The sequence below is a fragment of the Burkholderia sp. AU19243 genome, from assembly GCF_018148075.1.
Classification (GTDB): domain Bacteria; phylum Pseudomonadota; class Gammaproteobacteria; order Burkholderiales; family Burkholderiaceae; genus Burkholderia; species Burkholderia latens_A.
On sequence record NZ_JAGSTV010000005.1, the window covers coordinates 299643 to 321196 of the forward strand.

The window sequence follows — 21554 nt, forward strand, 5'->3', positions numbered from 1 at the left end:
ACGGTTGCAGTACACGCGCGACGACTACAAGCAACGCAGCGGACCGCTGTTGGGAACGTTCGACGACATGTGCGCCGCGGACATCGATGCAACTCGCGTCTCGCGCGACCTCCGCATCGAGCGCGCGGCCGCGACGGTGCGCGCCAAGCGCGAGGTCGCCCTGAGGCAAAGCGCCCCCTGTCGTGAGGTGCAGCGGAACGAACAGCAGCCGCGCACCGAGGCGCCGGAGCCGTAAGACTTCCAGGCCTTCGCCGCCTCGGTCGCATTACTAGCAGGCCCGAATCGGTATTGAAGACGTCCCCGGCAAGCGTGCGCCGCGTTTCGTGGGTTTTCGTGGTCGTCATAGGCCGCGCTCGCACGTTGCGCGCTCGATCTCTCGGCGCTTCACCAGACCCGGCAGCACGCGGCCGCCGCCCGTCACCCGCTGAGGCCGGCCGTTGCCGGCCTCGTTCATCGCGCGGCACGCGCCCGTACAGTCATCAGCATTGGAGCGCCTCGACGTCGTGCTGCCGCAATACGCGCCGGCGCCGACGTTGCAGGTAAAGCTCACGGCGGCCGCGAGCCGGTGCGTGCGTCCCTTCAGGCCGGGCGTGCATTTCGGCACCGGCGAGCGTGCTCGATCAGGCGTTGCTCGAGGCGCGCACGGCACTCGTCGGGCGTGAAGCGCTGGCCGGCGCGCACGTCCTTCGTGTCGCCGTTGCACGCCGTGACGATCCCGATCGGGTTCGGCCGCGCGACGAGCTCAAGTCCCCCGAACTTCGGGACCCGGAAACAAGAAGAGCTGCCGCAGCAGCCCCCACAACACCAGCGAGTGTCTTCTTCGGTACGTTGGCCATCGAGCAGTGCCCTCTTGCTCTTGTTTTTGATCAGGTAGCACGCCCGCAGGCCGATGTGCGCTATCGTCGCGACGGCTACCCACCAGTTGATGTCGTGGCCGGTGAGCCACAGCCAGAAGTTGCTACCCGCTGCGGGCGCCACTTGCGCAACACTCGTCGCGAGATCGTTCTTCATCGAGTCGCCGTAAACGAAAAAAGCCGCGCGTTGGCGGCAGATGTAAAATCCCTCGTCTTGCGCGCTGCGAATCTCACACTCGCAAGCCCGATTTGACAGTAGCAATAGAATGTGGCACTCGCCTGAGAACAGCGTCTGACTCTTATGCCCGCTTACTTGCACAATTTCGCCAATACAGCCTTGGCATACGCTCATAACTTGCTGCCGGTGCTTGCTGCTCGAACTGCTCCTGCCGCTGGGGAGAGCAACGCTTGCATCCAGGGTCCGGGGAGCTGGGTTTTGGGCGGCGTATGTGGTCATCACAACGGCATTTTTCGCCGCCTTCAATAGTCTATGGACGAGTCTCGGCCTCCGACCGCTGTTCATGCTCGACATCAGCGTCCTGAGCCACTCTGAGCACGCGGCGCTGCGCTGGCCGGCCTATATCGCGATAGCGATCGTCTCGACGATCCTCGGCGATTTTTTCTATTATTGGTTTCACCGGTTTCAGCACACCAGTGCTTTTCTATGGCGCTTCCATGAAGTCCATCATGCAATTCGCAACATGAACGCGTTCAACAGCGCGCACCACTGGACTGAAGAAATTTTCCGAATCCCGTTTCTCATCGTTCCGATGACGCTACTTATTAACTGGAACACCGGATACATCCCGGCGATTATCGGCGCCATATTAGGAGCACAGGGGATTTACGAACACTCAGCCACGCGCATCAGCCTCGGATGGTTCCGATACATCATCCCGGACAACCGATTCCATCGCATGCACCACTCTATTCATAAGAGCGACTGGAACCGCAACTTTGGGTCCGGCTCGGCGATCTGGGACATCCTATTTCGGACGGCTCGGTTCCCGCGTCGCGACGAATGGCCCGAAGTCGGAGTGCCCGGAGTCGCCGAACCCAGGACTATGGCCGACTACCTGTTCATGCCGTTCCGACGCCGAGACGATACTATCGCGGCGCAGTCGGCGGAAAACGTCACGGTGAAGTAGGCGCGGGCATGTCAGCCCGGGCGAATTCCGGCTGCGCGTCGTAATACGCCGCCCACCGTGGGTCCGAGTAATCGGTCTCGCCACAGTTCGCGTATCACCCTGTTGCTGCGGCATACCGAACCAGCCTCCGATTTCCTGCTCGCTCGAGTCAGTGAACTGCACGTAGATGGTCGGCATGATCAGAACTCGTATCTCCATGCCGAGGGTGTCGAAATACCGCGGCAATACGCCTACGGCATGGGCTCACTCGACTGCCTGCATTGTACGGCCCACCTTGCAGAAGCCGGCGGCAAGCTTCCCTATCTGCGCGACTTCCATCCCGATGTCGCCGTCGAGTATGAGCGACGCCTGCGCCTGATTCAAAGCGAGCAGGAACGGCACGCACGCCTGGTGAAAATCGCCCTGGGAGAACTCGAGCCGTCGACCGGTGAAGGAATAGCCGACTGACTACGTTAATGGACCGCGCTTGCCCATGGCCCGGCAACGGCCAAAGAACAGCCAAAGACCGCACCTCTCTGTCAGAACGGCGGCAAAACAGCAAACGCTGAACGCCGGTTCGACGCTTTGAAATCAATCAAAGGAATTCAAACGCCGGACCGAGTCAGCCTGCAAAAAACTCCTAGCGCCAATTGGTTGGCACGACCGAACGGAATCATTCTAGGACAGATACGCGCCCGCGACGGGACTAGTTTTCCGTGTCCATAAAAAAGCCACGAGTTTTCGGACCAATACGTGCGTGCGCGCGCGAGGCTACGAGTCCCGAAAATACGTCTTGGCGTCGATATTTTCTACGGTGCGCCTCACCTGCTGGTCATCCATCTGCATGACGTTGAGGCGTTGTTCGATGCGGTTTAATTTCGTCGAGACGGACTGTAGTTCCACGAGGATCAAAATAACGAGAATTGCAAGCCAATGAGCGTTGGCCCAGTCCCAGGCGGCCCCGATGCCGCTGACTGTCAGCGCGAATATACCCCATAACCATTCCATTTCTCGTTCTCCTATCGTGCCGGTGTCTTTCTGCGAAATCCCCGCCGAATCCAACCTACAGAAAAGAAAAACGCCCCGACCGAGCCACTTACCCACGCGACGAAGGACACTGTTGCAATAGCCAAGTCTCGCTTGGATACGGCAATAGCGTCGTCTCGTTTGCTTGCCAATTGCGCCGCGCTTAATGCCCCGGTCTTTGCACCATCGGCACAATCCCGGTACAGCAATTGGCCGAACGCGTCTGAAGCACCAGGCTGCCCAGCTGCTAGCGTCTGTCGGCAGGACTCCGCGGCGTCGAGCGCAGTGCGATATTCCTGGTTCGCACGCCGCTCAGCCGATTGGACCCTGTCCGTATAGGTCCATGCAGCGATAACACTCATCGCAACCGTCAACACCACCCAGATTCTGGTCCACCCGCCCATTTTGCCCCCTTACCCCGTTCAACTTTTAGTCGAATGGTAACGGATGGCGGATGAGTTGCGGTGATAGGACCGACACCTTCTCCGACGTTAGAGAAGAGTCATGCAGCCGTGATGAGCTGTCCGACGTTACAGGAGCGCTGCTAGAGAATTGCTGTCACGCGCAAATCAGATGCGCACAACATCTCCGGCATCTGGAGTGCGGCCACTGGCACCCAGTATTCCTTTGCGAGCTGTTCATTCAAGGCCATGAACGGGGCAGATGGATTGAAGCGAATCGGACCGGAGAGTAGATGCCAGTCCGCCACGTGCACTGCAGCGTCTGGAACGACCATCTCGACTTCGTACAGATGCGCGGGAGATGCCCACAACGGCATTCGCGCGACGGCTTGACCGTGGTCTGTAAATGCAAACGTGCAATCCAAACGGCTTGGCAGGTGCGAGGCAATCTCCCGCCTTACCTGCTCGAGCACCAGTTCACTGGCGAGCCGCCAGCCCTTGTACGCGCCGTCAGGTGAGCCCGCGTCGAAGTGATAATTCCGAAGGGCATTACCCCAGCGACCGCGCTGTACCAAGTCACCAATCGCGAATTGATGGTTGGAGATGTGAAAGAGCGGCATTGAGATTCGCTTCGCGATTGACGAAATCCGGTTACATGGTGGTTACACGGATTTCAGAAAGCAAAAAGCCCAGTCGCAATGACTGGGCTAAGTGCTTGAATTTGTTGGGGTGGCTGATGGGACTCGAACCCACGACAACAGGAATCACAATCCTGGACTCTACCAACTGAGCTACAGCCACCACTGATACTGCTTTGTTTCTTCGCTGTTTCGTTTCGTGTTCAGCAGCGAAGAACAAGATTATACGAACACTTTTGAATCTTGCAAAGCATTTTTTTCAAAAATTTCTTCGGCGACGTTCAGATGCGTACGCGCCTCCTCGAACACGGCCAGATCGCCGCGTGCGAGCTTCTTGTTGTCGGACAGCACGCGACGCCAGCCGCGCGCACCGGCGACGCCGCGATACAGCCCAAGCGCATGCCGCACGATCGCGCCGAGATACGTGCCGCGCTTCAGTTCCGCCGCACAGTATTCGATCAGCTTCGCCTCGGCCTCCTCGCGCGTCGGCACCGCCGCGGTCGATCCATAAAAGCGCGCATCGACGCCCGCGAGCACGTACGGGTTGTGATAAGCCTCGCGACCGAGCATCACCCCGTCGACATGCTCGAGATGCTGCGCAACCTCGTCGAGCGTCTTGATCCCGCCATTGATCACGATCTCCAGCGACGGGAAATCCCGCTTCAGCCGGTACGCATAGTCGTACTTGAGCGGCGGGATCTCGCGATTCTCCTTCGGCGACAGCCCCTTCAGGATTGCATTGCGCGCATGCACGACGAACGTCTCGCAGCCGGCTTCCGCCACCTTGCCGACGAAGTCGCGCACGAACGCGTAGTCCTCCACCGCGTCGACGCCGATCCGGTGCTTGACCGTAACCGGCACCGACACCGCGTCGCGCATCGCCTTCACACAGTCGGCCACGAGCTGCGGCTCGTTCATCAGGCACGCACCGAACGCTCCACGCTGCACGCGCTCGGACGGGCAGCCGCAATTCAGGTTGATCTCGTCATAGCCCCACTGCTCGCCCAGCTTCGCGGCGCGCGCGAGATCGTCCGGCTCGCTGCCGCCGAGCTGCAGCGCAACCGGCGATTCGCTCGGCGTGAACGCGAGATGCCGCTGCGCGTCGCCGAACAGCAGCGCGCCCGTCGTGATCATTTCCGTATACAGCCACGTGTCGCGCGTCAGCGTGCGATGAAACGACCTGCAATGACGGTCGGTCCAGTCGAGCATGGGCGCCACGGACACACGGCGAGGAGGAAGCGAAGACGAAGCGGACATGAAATTCGGCACGGAAAGCGGCGCGGGAAATAACCCGACATTTTACCGCAACGCCGCCGGACCGGCTGGGCGCCCGGACTAGACCGCTCCGCCACCGCCCAGTTCGGCGTCGACGGCCCGCCGCGCTTCGTCGAGGACGCGCTCGATCACGCGCCGTTCGGTCAGCAGCATCCCGTCGACCTTGACGAGCCGCCAGTCGATCCGCACGGCGTCGCCTTGCAGCACGCGGAAGTGTGCACGCTCACCGTCCCATACCTGCTCGGTCTTCACTTCGATCTCGTAGCCGCGGTACGGCTCGCTGAAGTCGCCGAGATCGCTGCCTCTCGGTTCCATCGTTCGCTCCGTCGCGACGCGGCACCGGGCCGCTTTGGCGGCCGGCGCCGTGCGCTCAATCGTATTCGTTGGACAAAACGGATTTGCCGTCGGCGGTCAGGTCGACGCGGTCCGCGGCCGCCTGGTAAATCAGCCCTTCGTTCAGCAACGCATAGACCACGTCGTCGAACGCAGCGGGAACCGCCCGGCTGTCGCCGAACTGGTCGATCCACTTCAGCGCCTCGATGGCTTCGGGAGAAAGGATGGGGGTCATGCGTTGGCCTCCGGCATCGGTGTCGCTCCATCCTAGCACTTCGTCCGGACGCCGAATACAGAGGCAAACGCGCGGCAAGGCCGCCGGCCGCCGCGCTCCGGTAGTCCGTACGCAGCCCGCCGGCGCCACACAACGGGATCAGAGGCGCGCGATCGACACCTCGGTGGACTTCACCAGCGCGACGACTTCCGCGCCGACCTTCAACTCCAGTTCGTCGACCGAACGCGTGGTGATCACCGACGTGACGATGCCGAACGGCGTCTCGACGTCGACCTCGGACACGACCGGCCCGCGAATGATCTCCTTAACCTTGCCTTTGAACTGGTTGCGCACGTTGATTGCAGTAATGCTCATCGGGTTGATCGCTCCGAAGAAAAAGTCCGAGAACGGGCGGCCGATGCCGCCCGGATTTAAACGGCCCAGCGGATCTGCCCGGCCGGTCGTACGTGATTGGTTTCAGAGGCGACAGGCTGTCCGGCACCGCCGGGCCCACCCGCGAGCACACGCTGCAGCACGCGATCCTCGAGCGCCGCGAATGCGGCCGACGCACGCGCACGCGGCCGGTCCAGCGGCACCGCTTGGTCGAGCGCGACACGTCCCTGCTCGATCAGCAGGATCCGGTCGCCGAGCGCGACGGCTTCCTGCACGTCGTGCGTGACGAGCAGCGCGGTGAACCGGTGTTCTCGCCACAACCGCTCGATCAGCGCATGCATCTCGATGCGGGTCAGCGCGTCGAGCGCACCGAGCGGCTCGTCGAGCAGCAGCAATTGCGGCCGATGTACGAGCGCGCGTGCGAGCGCGACGCGCTGCCGTTGGCCGCCGGACAGCTGCGCGGGCCAGTCGTTCGCACGCTCCAACAGCCCGACTTCGTCGAGTACCGCACGCGCCTGATCGCGTGCGCCGCGGCCAAGGCCGAGCATCACGTTCTGCAGCACGGTCTTCCACGGCAGCAGCCGCGCATCCTGATACATGATCCGGGTGTCGAGCGCGCCGCCGCCGTCGCCGCGCGTCACGAGCGTGCCGCCGCTCGGTTCCTCGAGCCCCGCGACGAGACGCAACAGCGTGGATTTCCCGCAGCCGCTGCGCCCGACGATCGCGACGAAACTGCCGCGCGCGATGCCGAGCTCGACGTTGTCGAGCACGGTACGCGAACCGAAACGCTTGCTGACGCCCGACAACGTCACCGCGTCGTCCTGCGCCGGGCCGCCCGTGCGCCGCCGGGAGAGCGGCACGATCGATGCGCCACTGTCCCGGTCGACGATTGCCGCATTGCGTGCGTCGTCATCCGCCACGCGCGCCTGCGCCAGCTCCACGTCCAGGTCCGCGCCGGCGAGCGGGCCGTAGGCGGCCGCCGAAGTCGTCGCATTCATGCCTTCGCTCCTGATTGATAAGCGGGGTGCCAGCGCAGCGTCACGCGCTCGATCCATTTCGCGAGCACGTCGGCCAGCTTGCCGAGCACCGCGTACAGCAGGATCCCGACTACCACCACATCGGTTTGCAGGAATTCCCGCGCGTTCATCGTCATGTAGCCGATGCCCGACTGCGCGGAAATCGTTTCCGCGACGATCAGCATCACCCACATCAGCCCGAGCGCGAAGCGCACGCCGACGAGAATCGACGGCAATGCGCCGGGAAGAATCACGTCGCGGTACAGCGCGAAGCCGCGCACGCCGTAGCTCTTTGCCATCTCGATCAGGTTTGCGTCGACCGATCGGATCCCGTGATACGTGTTGATGTAGACGGGGAAGAACACACCGAGCGCGACGAGGAACAGCTTCGCCTTCTCGTCGATCCCGAACCACAGGATCACGAGCGGAATCATCGCGAGCGCCGGAATGTTGCGGATCATCTGAATCGTCGAATCGAGCGCAACTTCCGCCGCTTTCGACAAGCCGGTCGCGAGCCCGAGCGCAAGGCCCACGCCGCCGCCGATCGCGAAGCCGAACAGCGCTCGCCAGGTGCTGACCTTCACGTTCGCCCACATCTCGCCCGAACTCACGAGCGACCACGCGGCCCGCACGACCGCAATCGGTTCGGGCAGCACGCGGGTCGACAGCCAGCCGACGCGCGCGCCGACTTCCCATGCAACCAGCAGCGCGAGCGGCACGAGCCATGGCGCGACGCCGCGCCATGCACGTGCGGCCACGGCGCCTGTCGTCGACGTTTTGGTAGTCATTGCAGGCCTCCTTCGTTCAACTCTGGGCCGCCTTCGGCAGGTAGTTGTTGCCGACGATCTCGCCGAACGGCCCCGACAGCGGACCGGAAGCCCGCTTTGCGTCCTTGCCCTTGATCAGCGGAAACACGAGTTCGGCGAAACGGTACGACTCTTCGAGATGCGGATAGCCGGACAGGATGAACGTCTCGATGCCGAGATCCGCGTATTCGCGCATGCGCGCCGCGACCTGCTCCGGATTGCCGACGAGCGCGGTGCCCGCGCCGCCGCGCACGAGCCCGACGCCGGCCCACAGGTTCGGATAGACCTCCAGCGCCTCGCGGCCGCCGCGCTTGCCGCCGTGCAACGCGGCCATCCGGCGCTGGCCTTCGGAATCCATGTTCGCGAATGCCTTCTGCGCGCGGGCGATCGTGTCGTCGTCGAGTCGGCTGATGAGCCGCTCGGCGTCGCGCCATGCTTCATCCTCGGTCTCACGCACGATCACGTGCAGCCGGATGCCGAACTTGATCTTGCGCCCGCGCGCGTCGGCACGTGCACGGATGTCGGCGATCTTCTTCGCGACAGCGTCGGGTGGTTCGCCCCAGGTCAGATATGTATCGATGTGATCGGCTGCGATCGCGTGCGCGGCCGGCGACGACCCGCCGAACCACAGCGGCGGGTGCGGCCGCTGCACGGGCGGATACAGCGCCTTGCCGCCCTTCGACTGAAGGTGCTTGCCGATGTAGTCGAACCCGCCGTTCTCGTGCGATGCGGACAGCAGCCCGCGCCAGATGTTCAGGAAGTCGTCGGTAATTTCGTAGCGCGTGTCGTGATCGGCGAACAGGCCGTCGCCTTCGAGCTCGGCCGCATCGCCGCCCGTCACGACGTTGATCAGCAGGCGGCCGCCGGACAGGCGGTCGAAGGTGGCGGCCATCCGCGCCGACAGCCCCGGCGACGCGATCCCGGGACGGATCGCGACGAGGAACTTCAGACGCTGCGTCGCCGGAATCAGGCTCGACGCGACGACCCACGCGTCCTCGCACGAACGCCCGGTCGGCAGCAGCACGCCCTCGTAGCCAAGCGTGTCGGCCGCGACGGCGATCTGCTTGAAATAGTCGTAGTCTGCGGCGCGCGCGCCTTCGGCGGTGCCGAGATAACGGCTGTCGCCATGCGTGGGGATAAACCAGAAAACATTCATCTGCTGCTCCTGCTTCACTGTCCTTGCCGGAATCGGGATAAAACGACGCCCTGCTCGCGTCGCGAGGGCGCGACGCATGCATGGTGTGCGTTCGAATCGGGATGGCTCGCCGGTCAGGCCGTGCAGCGGGCGAGTACGCGATTGCACGGCTGTTTCTGGGAAATCAGTCTATGGATCGGTGCAGGGCTTTGGAACGATTTTTTTGAGCTTAGGTTTTCCGCTTTCGTGATTAGCACGACGCTGCAGCGAATATCGCGTCGGCCGGGCCCTATAATGGCGCACCTATCCGAATAACTTCGCGCGGACAGCCCCGGCCGACCGCGCCTGCAATGCACTCATCGATGCAGAAAGTCATCCTGCCGTTTCTGTCCGGCTTCCTGGCCGCCCTCTTCTTCCGCGAAGCGACGCTCGCACTGCTGCACACGGCCGACTTGATCGCGGCAGCCGGGTTTTCCACGCAACCGTTCGCGCCGCTCGGCATTCCTGAATTCGTCGCGAACGCGCTGATCAGCGCATGCTGCGCGATCCCGATGGCGTGGCTGCTGCGCGTGTCGCCGGAACGGGAAGCTCCGTGGATCGGCGCGCTGGTATTCGGCGGGATCGTACTCACCGCCGCGCGCGTGTTCGCGATCGATCCGCTGCGCGGGATCTGGCCGTCCGGCAACATGATGCCGGTGCTCGCGACCGGTTTCGCCGCGAATGCGGTGTGGGGATTCGGCGCGCTCGTGTTCATGCGCGCGTTCATGTCCGACGAGGCCGGCGACGAATGAAGCACACGGCGGCGCCGCGCGCTGCGCGCCGCCCGACCGAACGGCATCCGCCTGCGAAAAGGCCGCCTGCACGAGCATGCAGGCGGCCTTTTTTGTGTGCCGTGTCGATTCGGCCACGCGCCGGCGTCAGTCCTTCAGATTCCGCAGCGGATGCGTATCGGGCGTCCACGGGCTGTCGAACATCGCGAGCACGTCCGTACGGTCGACGTCCGCGGTCGACTTGAAGCGCCACGCCGGTTGATGATCCTTGTCGACGATGAGCGCGCGCACGCCCTCGATCACGTCGCCGCGCGCGAACGTCGAGCGCGTGAGATCGAGATCGCGCCGCAGGCACTCGGCCATCGTCGCGCCACGGGCCCGCTCGACGAGTTCGAGCGACACGGCCATCGACAGCGGCGACAATTGCGTGCGCATCGCATGCGTCGCCTTCTCGACCCATCCGTCGACGGCCGCGCAGTCCTGCTCGGCGTCGAGCGACGCGAGAATCGCGCCGATATCGGGCCGCGCAAAGTGCCGGTCGATGCCGGAGCGCGCATCGGCCAGCGCCGACGTATCAGGCGTCGGCACGACCTTGTGCGCGGCAGCCGCGTCGGCCACGCAGGCAACGGCCTGCGCACCGCTGTCGATGCGCGCGGTACGCAGCGTGTCGAGCAGCGCCGGCAACGCGGCATCGGGCACGTAGACGTCGGCGAGCTGCGCATACAGCGCGCCGGCCGCATCGAGCGTCGCGCCGGTCACGGCCAGATAGCGGCCGAGCGCGCCGGGCGTGCGCGCGAGGAACCAGCTCATCCCGACGTCCGGGAACAGGCCGATGCGCGTTTCGGGCATCGCCATCTTCGTCGAGTCGGTGACGACACGCAGCCCGCCCGTATGCCGGGCCGCCTGCGAAATGCCCATGCCGCCGCCCATCACGACGCCGTGCATCAGCGCGATGTACGGTTTCGGATAGGTGAAGATCGTATGGTTGAGCGTGTATTCGTCGATGAAGAACGTGTCGACCGCGGCGCGGTCGCCCCGCCGCCACGCGTCGTGGAAGAAGCGCACGTCGCCGCCCGCGCAGAACGCGCGCGGATGCGGGCTGTGCACAACGACGGCAACAACTTCGGCGTCATCGCGCCACGCGTCGAGCGCCTGCTGCATCAGGCGTATCATCTCAACCGACAGCGCATTCAGCGCCTTCGGCCGGTTCAGTTCGAGATAGCCGATACGGTTGGCTACGTACGTGCGCACGTCGGGCTGGGCGGATTCTGCGGAAGCGGGAGTGGAATCGGTCATGTGAGCCATCCGGCGTAGTGAAAGCGCACGCTCAGTGCGCCTGCATCTTCGAGAACAGGTTCAGCACCACGACGCCCGCGACGATCAGTCCGAGACCGATCACCGCCGGCAGATCCGGCACCTGACGATAGAGCAGCATCGCGACGAGCGTGATCAGCACGATACCGGCGCCCGACCAAACCGCGTAAATGATGCCGACGGGCATCGTGCGCAGCGTGAGCGACAGGCAGTAGAACGCGGTGCCGTAGCCGGCCACGACGAGCACGGACGGCCACAAGCGCGTGAAACCGTCTGCCGCGCGCAGCGCAGACGTGCCGATCACTTCCGCGACAATCGCGATCGCGAGCCATGCATAACCTGGAAGCTGCATCGTTCAGTTCCTCGCGAGCGCCAGCACGGCGTAGTCCTGGCCGAGTTCGGCGCACAGCGCTTCGACGACGAACTCGTGATCCGCGCGCTGCGGCAGCCCAGATGCGGTGATCGAGCCGATCACGCCGGCGCCGGCGACGGTCAGCGGAAAAGAACCGCCGTGCGCGGAATACTCGGAAATCGGCAACCCGTGCTTGTCCGCGAGCGTCGCGCCGGCCTGCTGCATGCGCAGCCCGATCGCATACGAGCTGCGGCGGAAATGCGCGACGACGTTGCGCTTGCGGCGCACCCAGTCGGCGTTGTCGGGGGTCGCGCCGGCGAGCGCCGCATAAAACAGCGGTTGCCCGAACGTGACGATGTCGATTGCGATCGCATGCCCGCGCGACGTGGCGAGCGCATGCATCCGATTGCCGAGCGCCCACGCACGTGCCGGGTCGAAATGGGAAAACACGAGCGCCTGTTCCTGCGCGCCGATCGATTGCAGATCGTGAGCGATGTCCATGAATCAGTCGATGCAGTAGTGAGGGTGACAACGACGCCGGCGCAATGACGCGCGGCCCGCTGCAGGAATGAACGACAAGCAAACCGCTCGATTCTAGCGCACGCGCCCGCCGTACCGGCCCTACAAGGACACCGCTGTCGATCGCAGCACGATTGTCAGAAAGTGCTTGCACGCATTCGCGTTACTCCCTATAATTCAATTCTTCGACGGACGCGGGGTGGAGCAGTCTGGCAGCTCGTCGGGCTCATAACCCGAAGGTCGTAGGTTCAAATCCTACCCCCGCAACCAACGTCCCGATTCGATGCAAAAAGCCCGGCTCCATGCCGGGCTTTTTGTTTTTCCACGCACGGCGGCGCACGTCGCATCGTGCGCTTCGCAGCCTGCGTCACGCACGCGCGCTCGCGTTCGAGAATGCCCCGCCCCGGTGATACACTCGCATCACCTCGTCCCTTCCACTCGACATGAAATTCTGCTCCGTCTGCGGTCACGAAGTCATCGCGCGCATTCCTCCGGGCGACAACCGCGAGCGCTTCATTTGCGATCACTGCGGCACGATCCATTACCAGAATCCGCGCAACGTGGTGGGCACGGTGCCGGTCTGGGGCGATCAGGTGCTGCTGTGCCGGCGCGCGATCGAACCGCGCTACGGGTTCTGGACGCTGCCGGCGGGTTTCATGGAAATGGGCGAAACGACGGCCGAGGCCGCAGCACGGGAAACGCTCGAGGAAGCCGGCGCACGCGTCGAAGTGCAGAACCTGTTCACGTTGCTGAACGTGCCGCACGTGCACCAGGTCCACCTGTTCTACCTGGCGCGTCTGGTCGATCCTGCGTACGAGGCCGGCGAGGAAAGCCTCGAAGTCAAGCTGTTCGACGAAGCCGACATCCCGTGGGACGAAATCGCGTTCCCGACCGTCAGCCAGACGCTGCGCTTCTTCTTCGCCGATCGCGCCGCCGGCGACTACGGCGTCCATACCGGCGATATCTTCCGCTCGCTGCGCAACGGCTGAGCCGCACCCATGGTTCCCTGGCTCGGCCCGGACGATCCGTTCCCGCCCATCGAGCGCGCGCTCGGCGCCGCGACCGGCGCGCCGGGGCTGCTGGCCGCGAGCGCCGACCTGCTGCCGTCGCGGCTGATCGACGCGTATCTGCGCGGCATCTTTCCGTGGTATTCCGACGGCCAGCCCGTGCTGTGGTGGAGCCCCGATCCGCGGATGATCCTGGTGCCGGCCGAATTCAAAGTGGCCCCGTCGCTGCGCAAGACGCTCAAGCGCGTGCTGCGCAATCCCGCGTGGGAGGTGCGCGTCGACCACGATTTTCCGGGCGTGATGCGTGCGTGCGCTCAGGCGCCGCGGCGCGGGCAACGCGGCACGTGGATCACGGCCGAGATCATCGACGCCTATACGTCGCTCTATCGTTCCGGCAACGCCCACAGCATCGAGACGTGGCATGACGGGCGCCGCGTCGGCGGTTTGTACGGCGTCGCGTTCGGACGGATGTTCTTCGGCGAATCGATGTATGCCGACGTCACCGACGCGTCGAAGATCGCGCTCGCGACCCTCGTCGCCCACCTTCGCGAGCACGGACTGGAAATGATAGACTGCCAGCAGAATACGTCGCATCTAGCGTCGCTCGGTGGCCGCGAGATCGCACGCAAAGCCTTTGTCGCTCACGTGCGCCGCGCGGTAACCGAACCGCCGATTCCGTGGCAGTTTGACAAGCGCGTGCTCGCCGCGCTGACAGGCCCCGCCGAACCGGCGACTCCCTCCGGGAACGAGCGCTAGCGCGGCACTCCTTCCCTGCATCGAGAGCTGCCCATGACTCACCCGACTGAGCTGCCGCTTTCACCGCTTTCGGCGCTGCAATTCTATGCAACGGCGCCCTATCCGTGCAGCTATCTGGACGGCCGCATCGCGCGCTCGCAAGTCGCGACGCCGAGCCACCTGATCAATTCCGACATCTATACCGAGCTCGTGAAGGCCGGCTTCCGGCGCTCGGGCGTGTTCACTTATCGCCCGTACTGCGACGGCTGCCGCGCGTGCGTGCCCGTGCGCGTGCCCGTCGGCGCATTCAAGCCGTCGCGCACGCAGCGCCGGATGTGGAAGCGCCACCGCGCGCTCGTCGCGACGGTCTCGCCGCTGCACTACGACGAGGAGCATTACGCACTGTACATGCGCTACCAGTCCGCGCGCCACGCGGGCGGCGGGATGGACCGCGACAGTCGCGACCAGTACGAGCAGTTCCTGCTGCAGAGCCGGATCAATTCGCGACTCGTCGAATTCCGCGACCTCGACGCGCCGGCAGGCGAGCCGGGCAAGCTGCGCATGGTCAGCATGATCGACATCCTCGGCGACGGGCTGTCGTCGGTCTATACGTTCTTCGAGCCGGACGACCAGCACACGAGCTACGGCACATACAACATCCTGTGGCAGATCGAGCAGGCGAAGAGCCTCGGCCTGCCGTACGTGTATCTCGGCTACTGGATCCGCGAGAGCCCGAAAATGGCGTACAAGGCGAACTTCCATCCGCTCGAAGGGCTGCTCGACGGGCGCTGGAAAATACTCGATCCGGATCGCATCGACCTGCCGCCGGTCGATGCCGCACTCGCGCGCGCGCCGCTGCCGGGCGGGCATTCCGGGTCCGGTTGACGCGCACGCCACGGGTGCGACCGCACGGCGACAACGCACGGCGCGGCGCAGTACGGCGCGCGGTGCAGCCGCGCGCTACGAACCGAACCGCGCCTTTGCCGTGCAACTCCCGGTAAAATAGCGGGTTGTCATCATTCCGGCTGTCCGCCCAATTCCCGTGTTCAGTTCCCTCTATCCGCTGGCCCGCGCATCCCTGTTCAAGATGGATGCGGAAGACGCTCACCACCTCACGCTGCGCGCGCTCGGCGCGGCCGGCCGCACCGGCCTCGCCTGTGCGCTGTCGGCCCGCGTGCCCGACGCGCCGCGCACCGTGATGGGGCTCACGTTCCGCAATCCGGTCGGCCTTGCCGCCGGTCTCGACAAGGACGGCGCCGCGATCGACGGCCTCGCGGCGCTCGGCTTCGGCTTCATCGAGGTCGGCACGGTCACGCCGCGCGCGCAGCCGGGCAACCCGCGCCCGCGGATGTTCCGCCTGCCGCAGGCCGACGCACTGATCAACCGGATGGGCTTCAACAACCACGGCGTAGACCAGTTCGTGAAGAACGTGCAGGCAGCCCGCTATCGCGGCATCCTCGGCCTGAACATCGGCAAGAACGCCGACACGCCGATCGAGCGCGCGGCGGAAGATTACCTCTACTGCCTTGAGCGCGTGTACCCGTTCGCGAGCTACGTGACGATCAATATTTCGTCGCCGAACACGAAAAATCTGCGGCAGCTGCAGGGCGCGGGCGAACTCGACGCACTCCTTGCCGCGCTGAAGGACAAGCAGCAGCGCCTCGCCGACCTGCACGGCAAGCTCGTGCCGCTCGCGCTGAAGATCGCGCCGGATCTCGACGACGAACAGGTGAAGGAGATCGGCGACACGCTGCTGCGCCACAAGATCGAAGCGGTCATCGCCACCAACACGACGCTGTCGCGAGCGGCCGTGCAGGGGCTGCCCCATGCGGACGAAGCCGGCGGCCTGTCCGGCCGCCCGGTGTTCGACGCGTCGAACGAAGTGATCCGCAAGCTGCACGCGGAAGTGGGCAGCGCGGTGCCGATCATCGGCGTCGGCGGTATTTTCTCGGGCGAGGACGCGCGCGCGAAGCTCGCGGCCGGCGCATCGCTCGTCCAGCTGTACACGGGCTTCATCTATCGCGGGCCGGCACTCGTCGCCGAATGCGTGAAGGCCATCGCACGCGATCGCGCCGCGTAATATAGTCATAAACAAACGATATTTAGTGGTCGATTGCGATTTTGCTATGATCGGCGCCACATTCAGAATCAAGCGCGCCACTCGCGCAAGGAAATCCACACGATGAAAATCTCGCTGCTGAAGAAGTTGCTCGTCGCCGGCCTGATCGGCACGTCGTTCGCCGCCGCCACCGCGCATGCGGCCGACCTGCTCGACCAGGTGAAGCAACGCGGCACGCTGCGCATCGGCCTCGAAGGCACGTTCCCGCCGTTCAACTCGAAGAACCCGCAAGGTGAACTGGTCGGCTTCGACGTCGACATCGCCAAGGCCGTCGCCGCGAAGCTCGGTGTGAAGCCCGAATTCGTCACGACCGAATGGAGCGGGATCATCGCCGGGCTGCAGGCTGGCAAGTTCGACGTGATCGTCAACCAGGTCGGCATCACCGACAAGCGCAAGGAAACGCTCGACTTCTCGCCGGCGTACACGTACTCGTCGGCGCAGCTGATCCAGCGCAAGGACGACACGCGCGAGTTCAAGTCGCTGGAAGACCTGAAAGGCAAGAAGCTTGGCGTCGCGCTCGGCACGAACTACATGGACATGGCGAAGTCGGTGCCCGGCATCGACGTAAAGACGTACCCGGGCGCGCCCGAGTACCTGCGCGACCTCGCGGCCGGCCGTCTCGACGCAGCGCTGAACGACCGCCTGATGCTCGCGTACCTGACGAAGAACTCGCAGCTGCCGCTGCGTCCGGGCGCGAATGTCGGCTCGGCGAATCCGTCGGGCATCCCGTTCAAGAAGGGCAATCCGAAGTTCCAGAAGGCAATCGACGACGCGATGACGCAACTCGAGGCCGACGGCACGTTCACGAAGATTTCGGACAAGTGGTTCGGTATCGACGTGACGAAGCCGATCAAGTAAGCACCCCTCTGTTTCCCGCCCGACGGCGGGCCGGAAAGGGCGGCATCTGCAACGATGCCGCCCTTTGTTTTATCGGTCCGGTTTATGATTGCGCTTTCGCGCACGCATTCGATCCGTATTCCATGTCGACAACGTCCCTGCTCGTCCAATCGCTGCCGGTGCTCGCCCAGGGTGCCGTACTGACCGTCAAGTTCGCCGTGCTGTCGATGGTGTTCGGCCTGCTCGGCGCCGTCGTGCTCGCGATGATGGGCATCCGGCAAGGCGAGACGCTCGAGGGTTTCGAACGCATCTGGGTCAACGCGCTCGCGTGGCTCGCGCGCGCGTACGTGAGCCTGATGCGCGGCACGCCGCTGCTCGTGCAGATCTTCGTCATCTATTACGGGCTGCCGAGCCTCGGCATCTCGCTCGATCCGACGCCGGCCGGCGTGATCGCGCTGTCGGCGAACGTCGCCGCATACATGTCCGAAAGCATGCGCGGCGCGATCAACGGGATCGCGCGCGGCCAATGGCTGGCCGCCTACAGCCTCGGGCTGTCGTGGTCGCAGACGCTGCGCTACGTGATCGGCCCGCAGGCATTGCGCATCGCGGTGCCGAGCCTGTCGAACAGCCTGATCAGCCTGATCAAGGACACGTCGCTCGTCTCGGTGATCACCGTGACCGAGCTGCTGCGCAGCGCGCAGGAAGTGATCGCGGCGACCTACCAGCCGCTGCCGCTGTACCTTGCCGCCGCGGCCATTTACTGGGTGCTGTGCCAGATCCTCGAATGGATCCAGCGCTGGTACGAAAAGCGCCTGTCGCTGCCGGCGCGTCATTGAGCACGCGGTTGCATCCGTGGCCGGGCCGCGGCGCGCCCGGCCGCCGCCTTCGTTTCCGCGCTTACTCTCCCGAGTAACGTACGCCGAGCGCCGCGCGCGCCGCATCGGTCATCGCGATCATCCGTCGTGAATGATCGTGCGTCATGATCGGACTCTCGCGTTCGCCCGCGCGCAGCAGGTCGCAGAAATGCGCGGTCTCGTAGTTGAGGCCGCCGCCTTCGGCCGGCACATCGAGTTCGACGGTGCGCCCGTCCGCATAGCGGATCGTCGCGCGTGCCGGGTTCCACCACTTCTCGTGAATCGTCACGTGACCGCCCGCTGCGGCGATCAGCGCGTCGCCGCGTCCCATCACGTCAAGCCCGCAAAAGAGCTGTGCGATGCCGCCATTCGCGTGACGGCTGTTCAGGCTGGCGAATACGTCGACACCCGTCGCGCCGACACGACCGAGCGTCTGCACGTCGAGCGCGGCGCCGAGCCAGTCGACCGCGAGAAACGCTTCGTAGATCCCGATGTCCAGCAGCGCGCCGCCGGCGCGGTCGAGCCGATACACCGAATGGTCGTCGGGCACCGACGATGACGCACAACCCGCGCGCACGAGCCGGATCTCGCCGATCGGATCGTCATCGAGATGCGCGCGCAGTTGACGGTACAGCGGAAAGAACGGCGGCTTCATCGCCTCCATGAACAGCCGGCCGGACGCGCGCGCCGCGTTCAGCACCGCGTCGAGTTGCGTCGCGTTGAGCGTCGCGGGTTTTTCGCACAGCACGGCCTTGCCGGCGGCCAGCGCGGCCTGCGCGTAGTGCGCATGACTGTCGTGGAGCGTCGCAATATAGACTGCGTCGATATCGGTCGCGAGCAGTGCGTCGAGCGTCGCGGCGGGCGTGCCGCCGCACGCGGCGCAGAATGCGGTGGCCGCGTCCGCGCGGCGTGCCCACACGCCGGCCAGCACGGCACCCGGCACGTGCGCGAGGCTCTGCGCGAAACGCCGTGCGATGCTGCCTGCGCCGACGATGCCGAAGCGCACCGGACGGTTGTCGAAGTCGTTCATCCGGATCTTCCGTGTCGGTCGTATGACGGTGGCCGGCACGCTGCCGGCCGGCCGTCATGATAAACGGCTCGCCGGCTTGTGAATCAACGACGCATTCGGATTCAGGCGCGCACGGGTACGTCGACGGAGAAATCGCGCGAGATCTCGTCCGCACTGAAATCGATCAGCGCGAGCGACGCCGCTTCGGCCTCGCGCGGATCGCGCCGCTCGATCGCGTCGACGACGCGCGCGTGTGCATTGACGGCGGTTTCGTGCGCGCCTTCCTTCTGCACGACGCGCGGATTCACGAGCCGGACCGCACCGCGCACGATCGCCGCCATCTGCTGGAAAAACTGGTTGCCGCTCGCCTGCACGATACGCGTGTGCAACAGTTCGTCGGCCGTGTCGTAGCCGGGGTCGCCCGGTTGCAACACCTTGAACGCATCGAACGCCTCGCGAATACCGGCGATGTCGACGGCCGTCGCACGAACCGCCGCCTGCGCGGTCGCACGCGGTTCGATCAGCATCCGGAATTCGATGACGTCGCGCATGAATTGCGGATCGGGTTTCGCACGAAACCGCCAGCTCACGACGTCCTCATCGATCATGCGCCAGTCGCGCATCGGCCGAACGCGCGTCCCGACTTTCGGACGCACGTCGAGCATGTCGCGCGCAAGCAACATCGACAATGCTTCACGCATCACGGTGCGGCTCACGTCGAACTCTTTCGACAGCACGTCCTGCGGCGGCAGAATGCCGCCGTACTTGTCCTCGACGATACCCGTAACAAGCCCATCCATCACTTTGGCGACCAGTGACCGGTCTTTGCCCTGCTCCATGACACCTCCCCGTGCGTCGATTTGCGAACAACTGCTCCGCAGTTCCGCCGGCCCTGGTTACGACTGTTCTTATGATCTATAAGTTGATGAGTTCGGGGATATTTCGCTATCTGGTAAACACCTGACAGGGTTATCCCTCTTTTAAACGGGGTGATTTATACGACTTCAAAAAAAGCCCGGGAAGCGCGCTGCGCTTGCCGGGCCGGGATTTCGACAAAATTTAAACATGCAGTCCATTACGGCATCCTGACGCCATTACGGACTGCTTCTCATTCAGTTTTGATTAACCGGGATAAACGATCGTCTCGACGCCGTTTGCGGTGCCGAGCAGGCACAGATTCGCGCCGCGCTCGGCGAACAGGCCAACCGTCACGACGCCCGGCCACGCATTCACCTGCGCCTCGAAACTGCGCGGATCGGTAATCTGCAGCCCCTTCACGTCGATGATCTCGTTGCCGTTGTCGGTGATGTAGGGCGCGCCGTCCTTCGTCACGCGAAGCACCGGCACGCCGCCGAGCGCCGCCACGCGTCGACCGATCGCCGTACGCGCCATCGGGACGACCTCGATCGGCAACGGGAACGCGCCGAGCACGGGCACGCGCTTGCTGCCGTCCGCGATGCAGACGAACGTGTCGGCCACCGACGCGACGATCTTCTCGCGCGTCAACGCACCGCCGCCGCCCTTGATCATCGCGCCGCTCGCGTCGATCTCGTCCGCGCCGTCGACATACACCTGCAGCGAGTCGACCTCGTTCAGATCGAACACCTTGATGCCGTGCGATTTCAGGCGCTCGGTTGTCGCGACCGAGCTCGACACTGCGCCGCGATAGCGCGACTTGACGGCGGCGAGCGCGTCGATGAAGCAGTTGGCGGTCGAGCCTGTGCCGACGCCGATTACCGCGCCTTCCGGCACGTTCTGGATCACATAATCGGCGGCCGCCTGGCCGACCAGGCGTTTGAGTTCGTCTTGAGTCATGAGAGGTGGGAATACAGCAGGATTGCGGAAAACCGCCAGTTTACCGGACTCGGAAGACGGCCCGGTCTTTTTAGGCGGCGCTGCCGGCAGCGATCGCCGCGGCGGTTACGGCGCGCCGACGGCGGATGCCGTGCCAGCTGCCGGCGTTTCGGGGAAGTACTTGTCGAGTAGCGCCTGCGCGATCGCGTCGGTCTCGGCGTCCGGATTGCCGGCATAGTCGGACGGCCGGAAATGCATCTGGAACGCGGCGAACACACGCCGTGTCCGCGTGTCGAGCACGCCATCGATCGGTACGTCGTAGCCGTAACGCGCGAGCTTCTGCTGCAACCCGCGTACGTCGACGAGCGCGCGCGGATCGCGGCCGGCGAGCCGCGCGGTCACGGTCGCGTCGTCCGGCCACGCGCCCACGCCCGCCTGCGCGAGCGCATGCCACGGGAACAGCGGACCGGGATCGATCTTTCGTTGCGGCGCGATGTCGCTGTGGCCGACCACGCGCGTCGGCGGAATGCGATAGCGCGCGACGATGTCCTTCGACAGCCGGATCAGCGCATCGACCTGGGCGGGCGGATACGGCTGCCACGTAAGGTTTTGCGCATCGAGCGGGCCGCGGTTCACATTCTCGATGCCGATCGACGCCGCATTGAGTTCCGTCGTGCCCTGCCATTCGCTGATGCCCGCATGCCACGCACGCTCCGATTCGGGAACGAGCTGGTAGACGACCGGCATCCCGTGTTCGATGCGCGGTTGCGGCGGCACGACGTAATGCACGCTGACCGAGTCGCCGGTCAGCGTGCGCAGCGAATTCGCTTCGTCGCTTTCGGTGTAGTGCATCACGAGGAAGCGGACCCGCGAATCCGCACCGCGCGCATGCAGGCTCGTATCGGCGTAGTAGGCGCCGCGCCCGACGAGCGACGGCGACGTACAGGCGGCCAGCAGGCCGAGGACGGCGCACGCTGCGCCGAGGCGAAACAGGGTCATGGTTCGCGCGCTGGATGAGCCGCGGGC

Annotated in this window: 26 protein-coding genes, 2 tRNA genes and 1 pseudogene; 11 read left to right on the forward strand and 18 right to left on the reverse strand. The window is 64.7% G+C overall.

The window, feature by feature from the left end:
• Window positions 1-4: 4 nt before the first annotated feature.
• The gene (locus KDW55_RS12625) at window positions 5-235 is read left to right on the forward strand and encodes a hypothetical protein (protein ID WP_158374038.1); all 231 of its coding nucleotides are present in this window, start codon (window positions 5-7) and stop codon (window positions 233-235) included.
• A gap of 105 nt (window positions 236-340) precedes the next feature.
• Here the strand turns inward: KDW55_RS12625 and KDW55_RS12630 are convergent.
• Window positions 341-836 (reverse strand): annotated as a pseudogene (locus KDW55_RS12630) (lysozyme).
• Window positions 837-1222: 386 nt separating this feature from the next.
• On the opposite strand from KDW55_RS12630, the gene KDW55_RS12640 reads away from it, so the two are divergent.
• Entirely contained in the window at window positions 1223-2002 is a 780-nt protein-coding gene (locus KDW55_RS12640) for a sterol desaturase family protein (protein ID WP_212160660.1), read from the forward strand.
• Between the two features lie 102 nt (window positions 2003-2104).
• Window positions 2105-2449, forward strand: coding sequence for a hypothetical protein (locus KDW55_RS12645; RefSeq protein ID WP_249173931.1), 345 nt, complete (start codon window positions 2105-2107; stop codon window positions 2447-2449).
• 303 nt (window positions 2450-2752) lie between these two features.
• Here KDW55_RS12645 and KDW55_RS12650 read toward each other — a convergent pair whose 3' ends face one another.
• The 10 genes from KDW55_RS12650 to ssuD form a co-directional block, all read right to left on the reverse strand.
• Entirely contained in the window at window positions 2753-2989 is a 237-nt protein-coding gene (locus tag KDW55_RS12650) for a hypothetical protein (RefSeq protein WP_212160661.1), read from the reverse strand.
• A 562-nt stretch (window positions 2990-3551) separates the two neighbouring features.
• Window positions 3552-4028: a hypothetical protein gene (locus tag KDW55_RS12655; protein ID WP_212160663.1), complete on the reverse strand. Its 477-nt coding sequence runs from the start codon at window positions 4026-4028 to the stop codon at window positions 3552-3554.
• Window positions 4029-4133: 105 nt separating this feature from the next.
• Window positions 4134-4209: transfer RNA gene (locus tag KDW55_RS12660), tRNA-His, on the reverse strand.
• A gap of 59 nt (window positions 4210-4268) precedes the next feature.
• Window positions 4269-5255: a tRNA dihydrouridine(20/20a) synthase DusA gene (gene dusA / locus KDW55_RS12665; protein WP_069241358.1), complete on the reverse strand. Its 987-nt coding sequence runs from the start codon at window positions 5253-5255 to the stop codon at window positions 4269-4271.
• 126 nt (window positions 5256-5381) lie between these two features.
• On the reverse strand, window positions 5382-5636 hold the full coding sequence (locus tag KDW55_RS12670) for a hypothetical protein (protein ID WP_040144106.1): 255 nt from the start codon (window positions 5634-5636) through the stop codon (window positions 5382-5384).
• A 55-nt stretch (window positions 5637-5691) separates the two neighbouring features.
• The gene (locus KDW55_RS12675; protein ID WP_006758004.1) at window positions 5692-5889 is read right to left on the reverse strand and encodes a hypothetical protein; all 198 of its coding nucleotides are present in this window, start codon (window positions 5887-5889) and stop codon (window positions 5692-5694) included.
• Between the two features lie 138 nt (window positions 5890-6027).
• A complete protein-coding gene (locus KDW55_RS12680; protein WP_006400187.1) occupies window positions 6028-6243 on the reverse strand; it encodes a molybdopterin-binding protein in 216 nt (71 codons plus the stop codon).
• 56 nt (window positions 6244-6299) lie between these two features.
• Complete coding sequence (locus KDW55_RS12685; protein ID WP_040144105.1) at window positions 6300-7259, reverse strand: ATP-binding cassette domain-containing protein; 960 nt, start codon at window positions 7257-7259, stop codon at window positions 6300-6302.
• Window positions 7256-8065 carry an aliphatic sulfonate ABC transporter permease SsuC gene (ssuC, locus tag KDW55_RS12690; RefSeq protein WP_040144104.1) on the reverse strand — a complete coding sequence of 270 codons (810 nt, stop codon included), beginning with the start codon at window positions 8063-8065 and terminating at the stop codon, window positions 7256-7258. Before ssuC ends, KDW55_RS12685 begins: the two co-directional genes overlap by 4 nt.
• A 16-nt stretch (window positions 8066-8081) precedes the next feature.
• Window positions 8082-9239, reverse strand: a complete 1158-nt coding sequence (gene ssuD, locus KDW55_RS12695; protein ID WP_069241953.1) for an FMNH2-dependent alkanesulfonate monooxygenase — start codon at window positions 9237-9239, stop codon at window positions 8082-8084.
• Window positions 9240-9580: 341 nt separating this feature from the next.
• Here ssuD and KDW55_RS12700 point away from each other — a divergent pair, with 341 nt between their 5' ends.
• Entirely contained in the window at window positions 9581-10009 is a 429-nt protein-coding gene (locus KDW55_RS12700; protein ID WP_040144938.1) for a hypothetical protein, read from the forward strand.
• Window positions 10010-10135: 126 nt separating this feature from the next.
• On the opposite strand, the gene KDW55_RS12705 is transcribed toward KDW55_RS12700, so the two are convergent.
• From KDW55_RS12705 to KDW55_RS12715, 3 genes are read right to left on the reverse strand one after another with little or no spacing between them, the layout of a single operon-like run.
• Entirely contained in the window at window positions 10136-11284 is a 1149-nt protein-coding gene (locus KDW55_RS12705; RefSeq protein ID WP_209825238.1) for an enoyl-CoA hydratase/isomerase family protein, read from the reverse strand.
• 31 nt (window positions 11285-11315) lie between these two features.
• Entirely contained in the window at window positions 11316-11654 is a 339-nt protein-coding gene (locus tag KDW55_RS12710) for a multidrug efflux SMR transporter (protein ID WP_040144102.1), read from the reverse strand.
• Between the two features lie 3 nt (window positions 11655-11657).
• The gene (locus KDW55_RS12715) at window positions 11658-12155 is read right to left on the reverse strand and encodes a heme-degrading domain-containing protein (protein ID WP_212160664.1); all 498 of its coding nucleotides are present in this window, start codon (window positions 12153-12155) and stop codon (window positions 11658-11660) included.
• Window positions 12156-12366: 211 nt separating this feature from the next.
• Here KDW55_RS12715 and KDW55_RS12720 point away from each other — a divergent pair.
• The 7 genes from KDW55_RS12720 (at window position 12367) to KDW55_RS12750 (ending at window position 17707) form a co-directional block, all read left to right on the forward strand.
• Window positions 12367-12443: transfer RNA gene (locus KDW55_RS12720), tRNA-Met, on the forward strand.
• A gap of 173 nt (window positions 12444-12616) precedes the next feature.
• The gene (locus KDW55_RS12725; protein ID WP_040144100.1) at window positions 12617-13162 is read left to right on the forward strand and encodes an NUDIX hydrolase; all 546 of its coding nucleotides are present in this window, start codon (window positions 12617-12619) and stop codon (window positions 13160-13162) included.
• A 9-nt stretch (window positions 13163-13171) separates the two neighbouring features.
• A complete protein-coding gene (aat, locus tag KDW55_RS12730; RefSeq protein WP_040144099.1) occupies window positions 13172-13936 on the forward strand; it encodes a leucyl/phenylalanyl-tRNA--protein transferase in 765 nt (254 codons plus the stop codon).
• 33 nt (window positions 13937-13969) lie between these two features.
• Window positions 13970-14800 (forward strand): arginyltransferase, encoded by an 831-nt coding sequence (locus KDW55_RS12735; protein WP_040144098.1) that lies wholly within the window; start codon window positions 13970-13972, stop codon window positions 14798-14800.
• A gap of 157 nt (window positions 14801-14957) precedes the next feature.
• The gene (locus KDW55_RS12740; protein WP_040144097.1) at window positions 14958-15995 is read left to right on the forward strand and encodes a quinone-dependent dihydroorotate dehydrogenase; all 1038 of its coding nucleotides are present in this window, start codon (window positions 14958-14960) and stop codon (window positions 15993-15995) included.
• 102 nt (window positions 15996-16097) lie between these two features.
• Window positions 16098-16892, forward strand: coding sequence for a cystine ABC transporter substrate-binding protein (locus KDW55_RS12745; RefSeq protein ID WP_040144096.1), 795 nt, complete (start codon window positions 16098-16100; stop codon window positions 16890-16892).
• A gap of 122 nt (window positions 16893-17014) precedes the next feature.
• Window positions 17015-17707 carry an amino acid ABC transporter permease gene (locus KDW55_RS12750; RefSeq protein ID WP_040144095.1) on the forward strand — a complete coding sequence of 231 codons (693 nt, stop codon included), beginning with the start codon at window positions 17015-17017 and terminating at the stop codon, window positions 17705-17707.
• A 61-nt stretch (window positions 17708-17768) separates the two neighbouring features.
• Here KDW55_RS12750 and KDW55_RS12755 read toward each other — a convergent pair whose 3' ends face one another.
• The 4 genes from KDW55_RS12755 to KDW55_RS12770 form a co-directional block, all read right to left on the reverse strand.
• Window positions 17769-18755 (reverse strand): Gfo/Idh/MocA family oxidoreductase, encoded by a 987-nt coding sequence (locus tag KDW55_RS12755; protein ID WP_212160665.1) that lies wholly within the window; start codon window positions 18753-18755, stop codon window positions 17769-17771.
• 101 nt (window positions 18756-18856) lie between these two features.
• Window positions 18857-19573 carry a FadR/GntR family transcriptional regulator gene (locus KDW55_RS12760; RefSeq protein WP_040144093.1) on the reverse strand — a complete coding sequence of 239 codons (717 nt, stop codon included), beginning with the start codon at window positions 19571-19573 and terminating at the stop codon, window positions 18857-18859.
• A gap of 283 nt (window positions 19574-19856) precedes the next feature.
• On the reverse strand, window positions 19857-20549 hold the full coding sequence (rpiA, locus tag KDW55_RS12765) for a ribose-5-phosphate isomerase RpiA (RefSeq protein WP_212197966.1): 693 nt from the start codon (window positions 20547-20549) through the stop codon (window positions 19857-19859).
• 105 nt (window positions 20550-20654) lie between these two features.
• Entirely contained in the window at window positions 20655-21527 is an 873-nt protein-coding gene (locus KDW55_RS12770; protein ID WP_212197967.1) for an N-acetylmuramoyl-L-alanine amidase, read from the reverse strand.
• Window positions 21528-21554 lie beyond the last annotated feature (27 nt).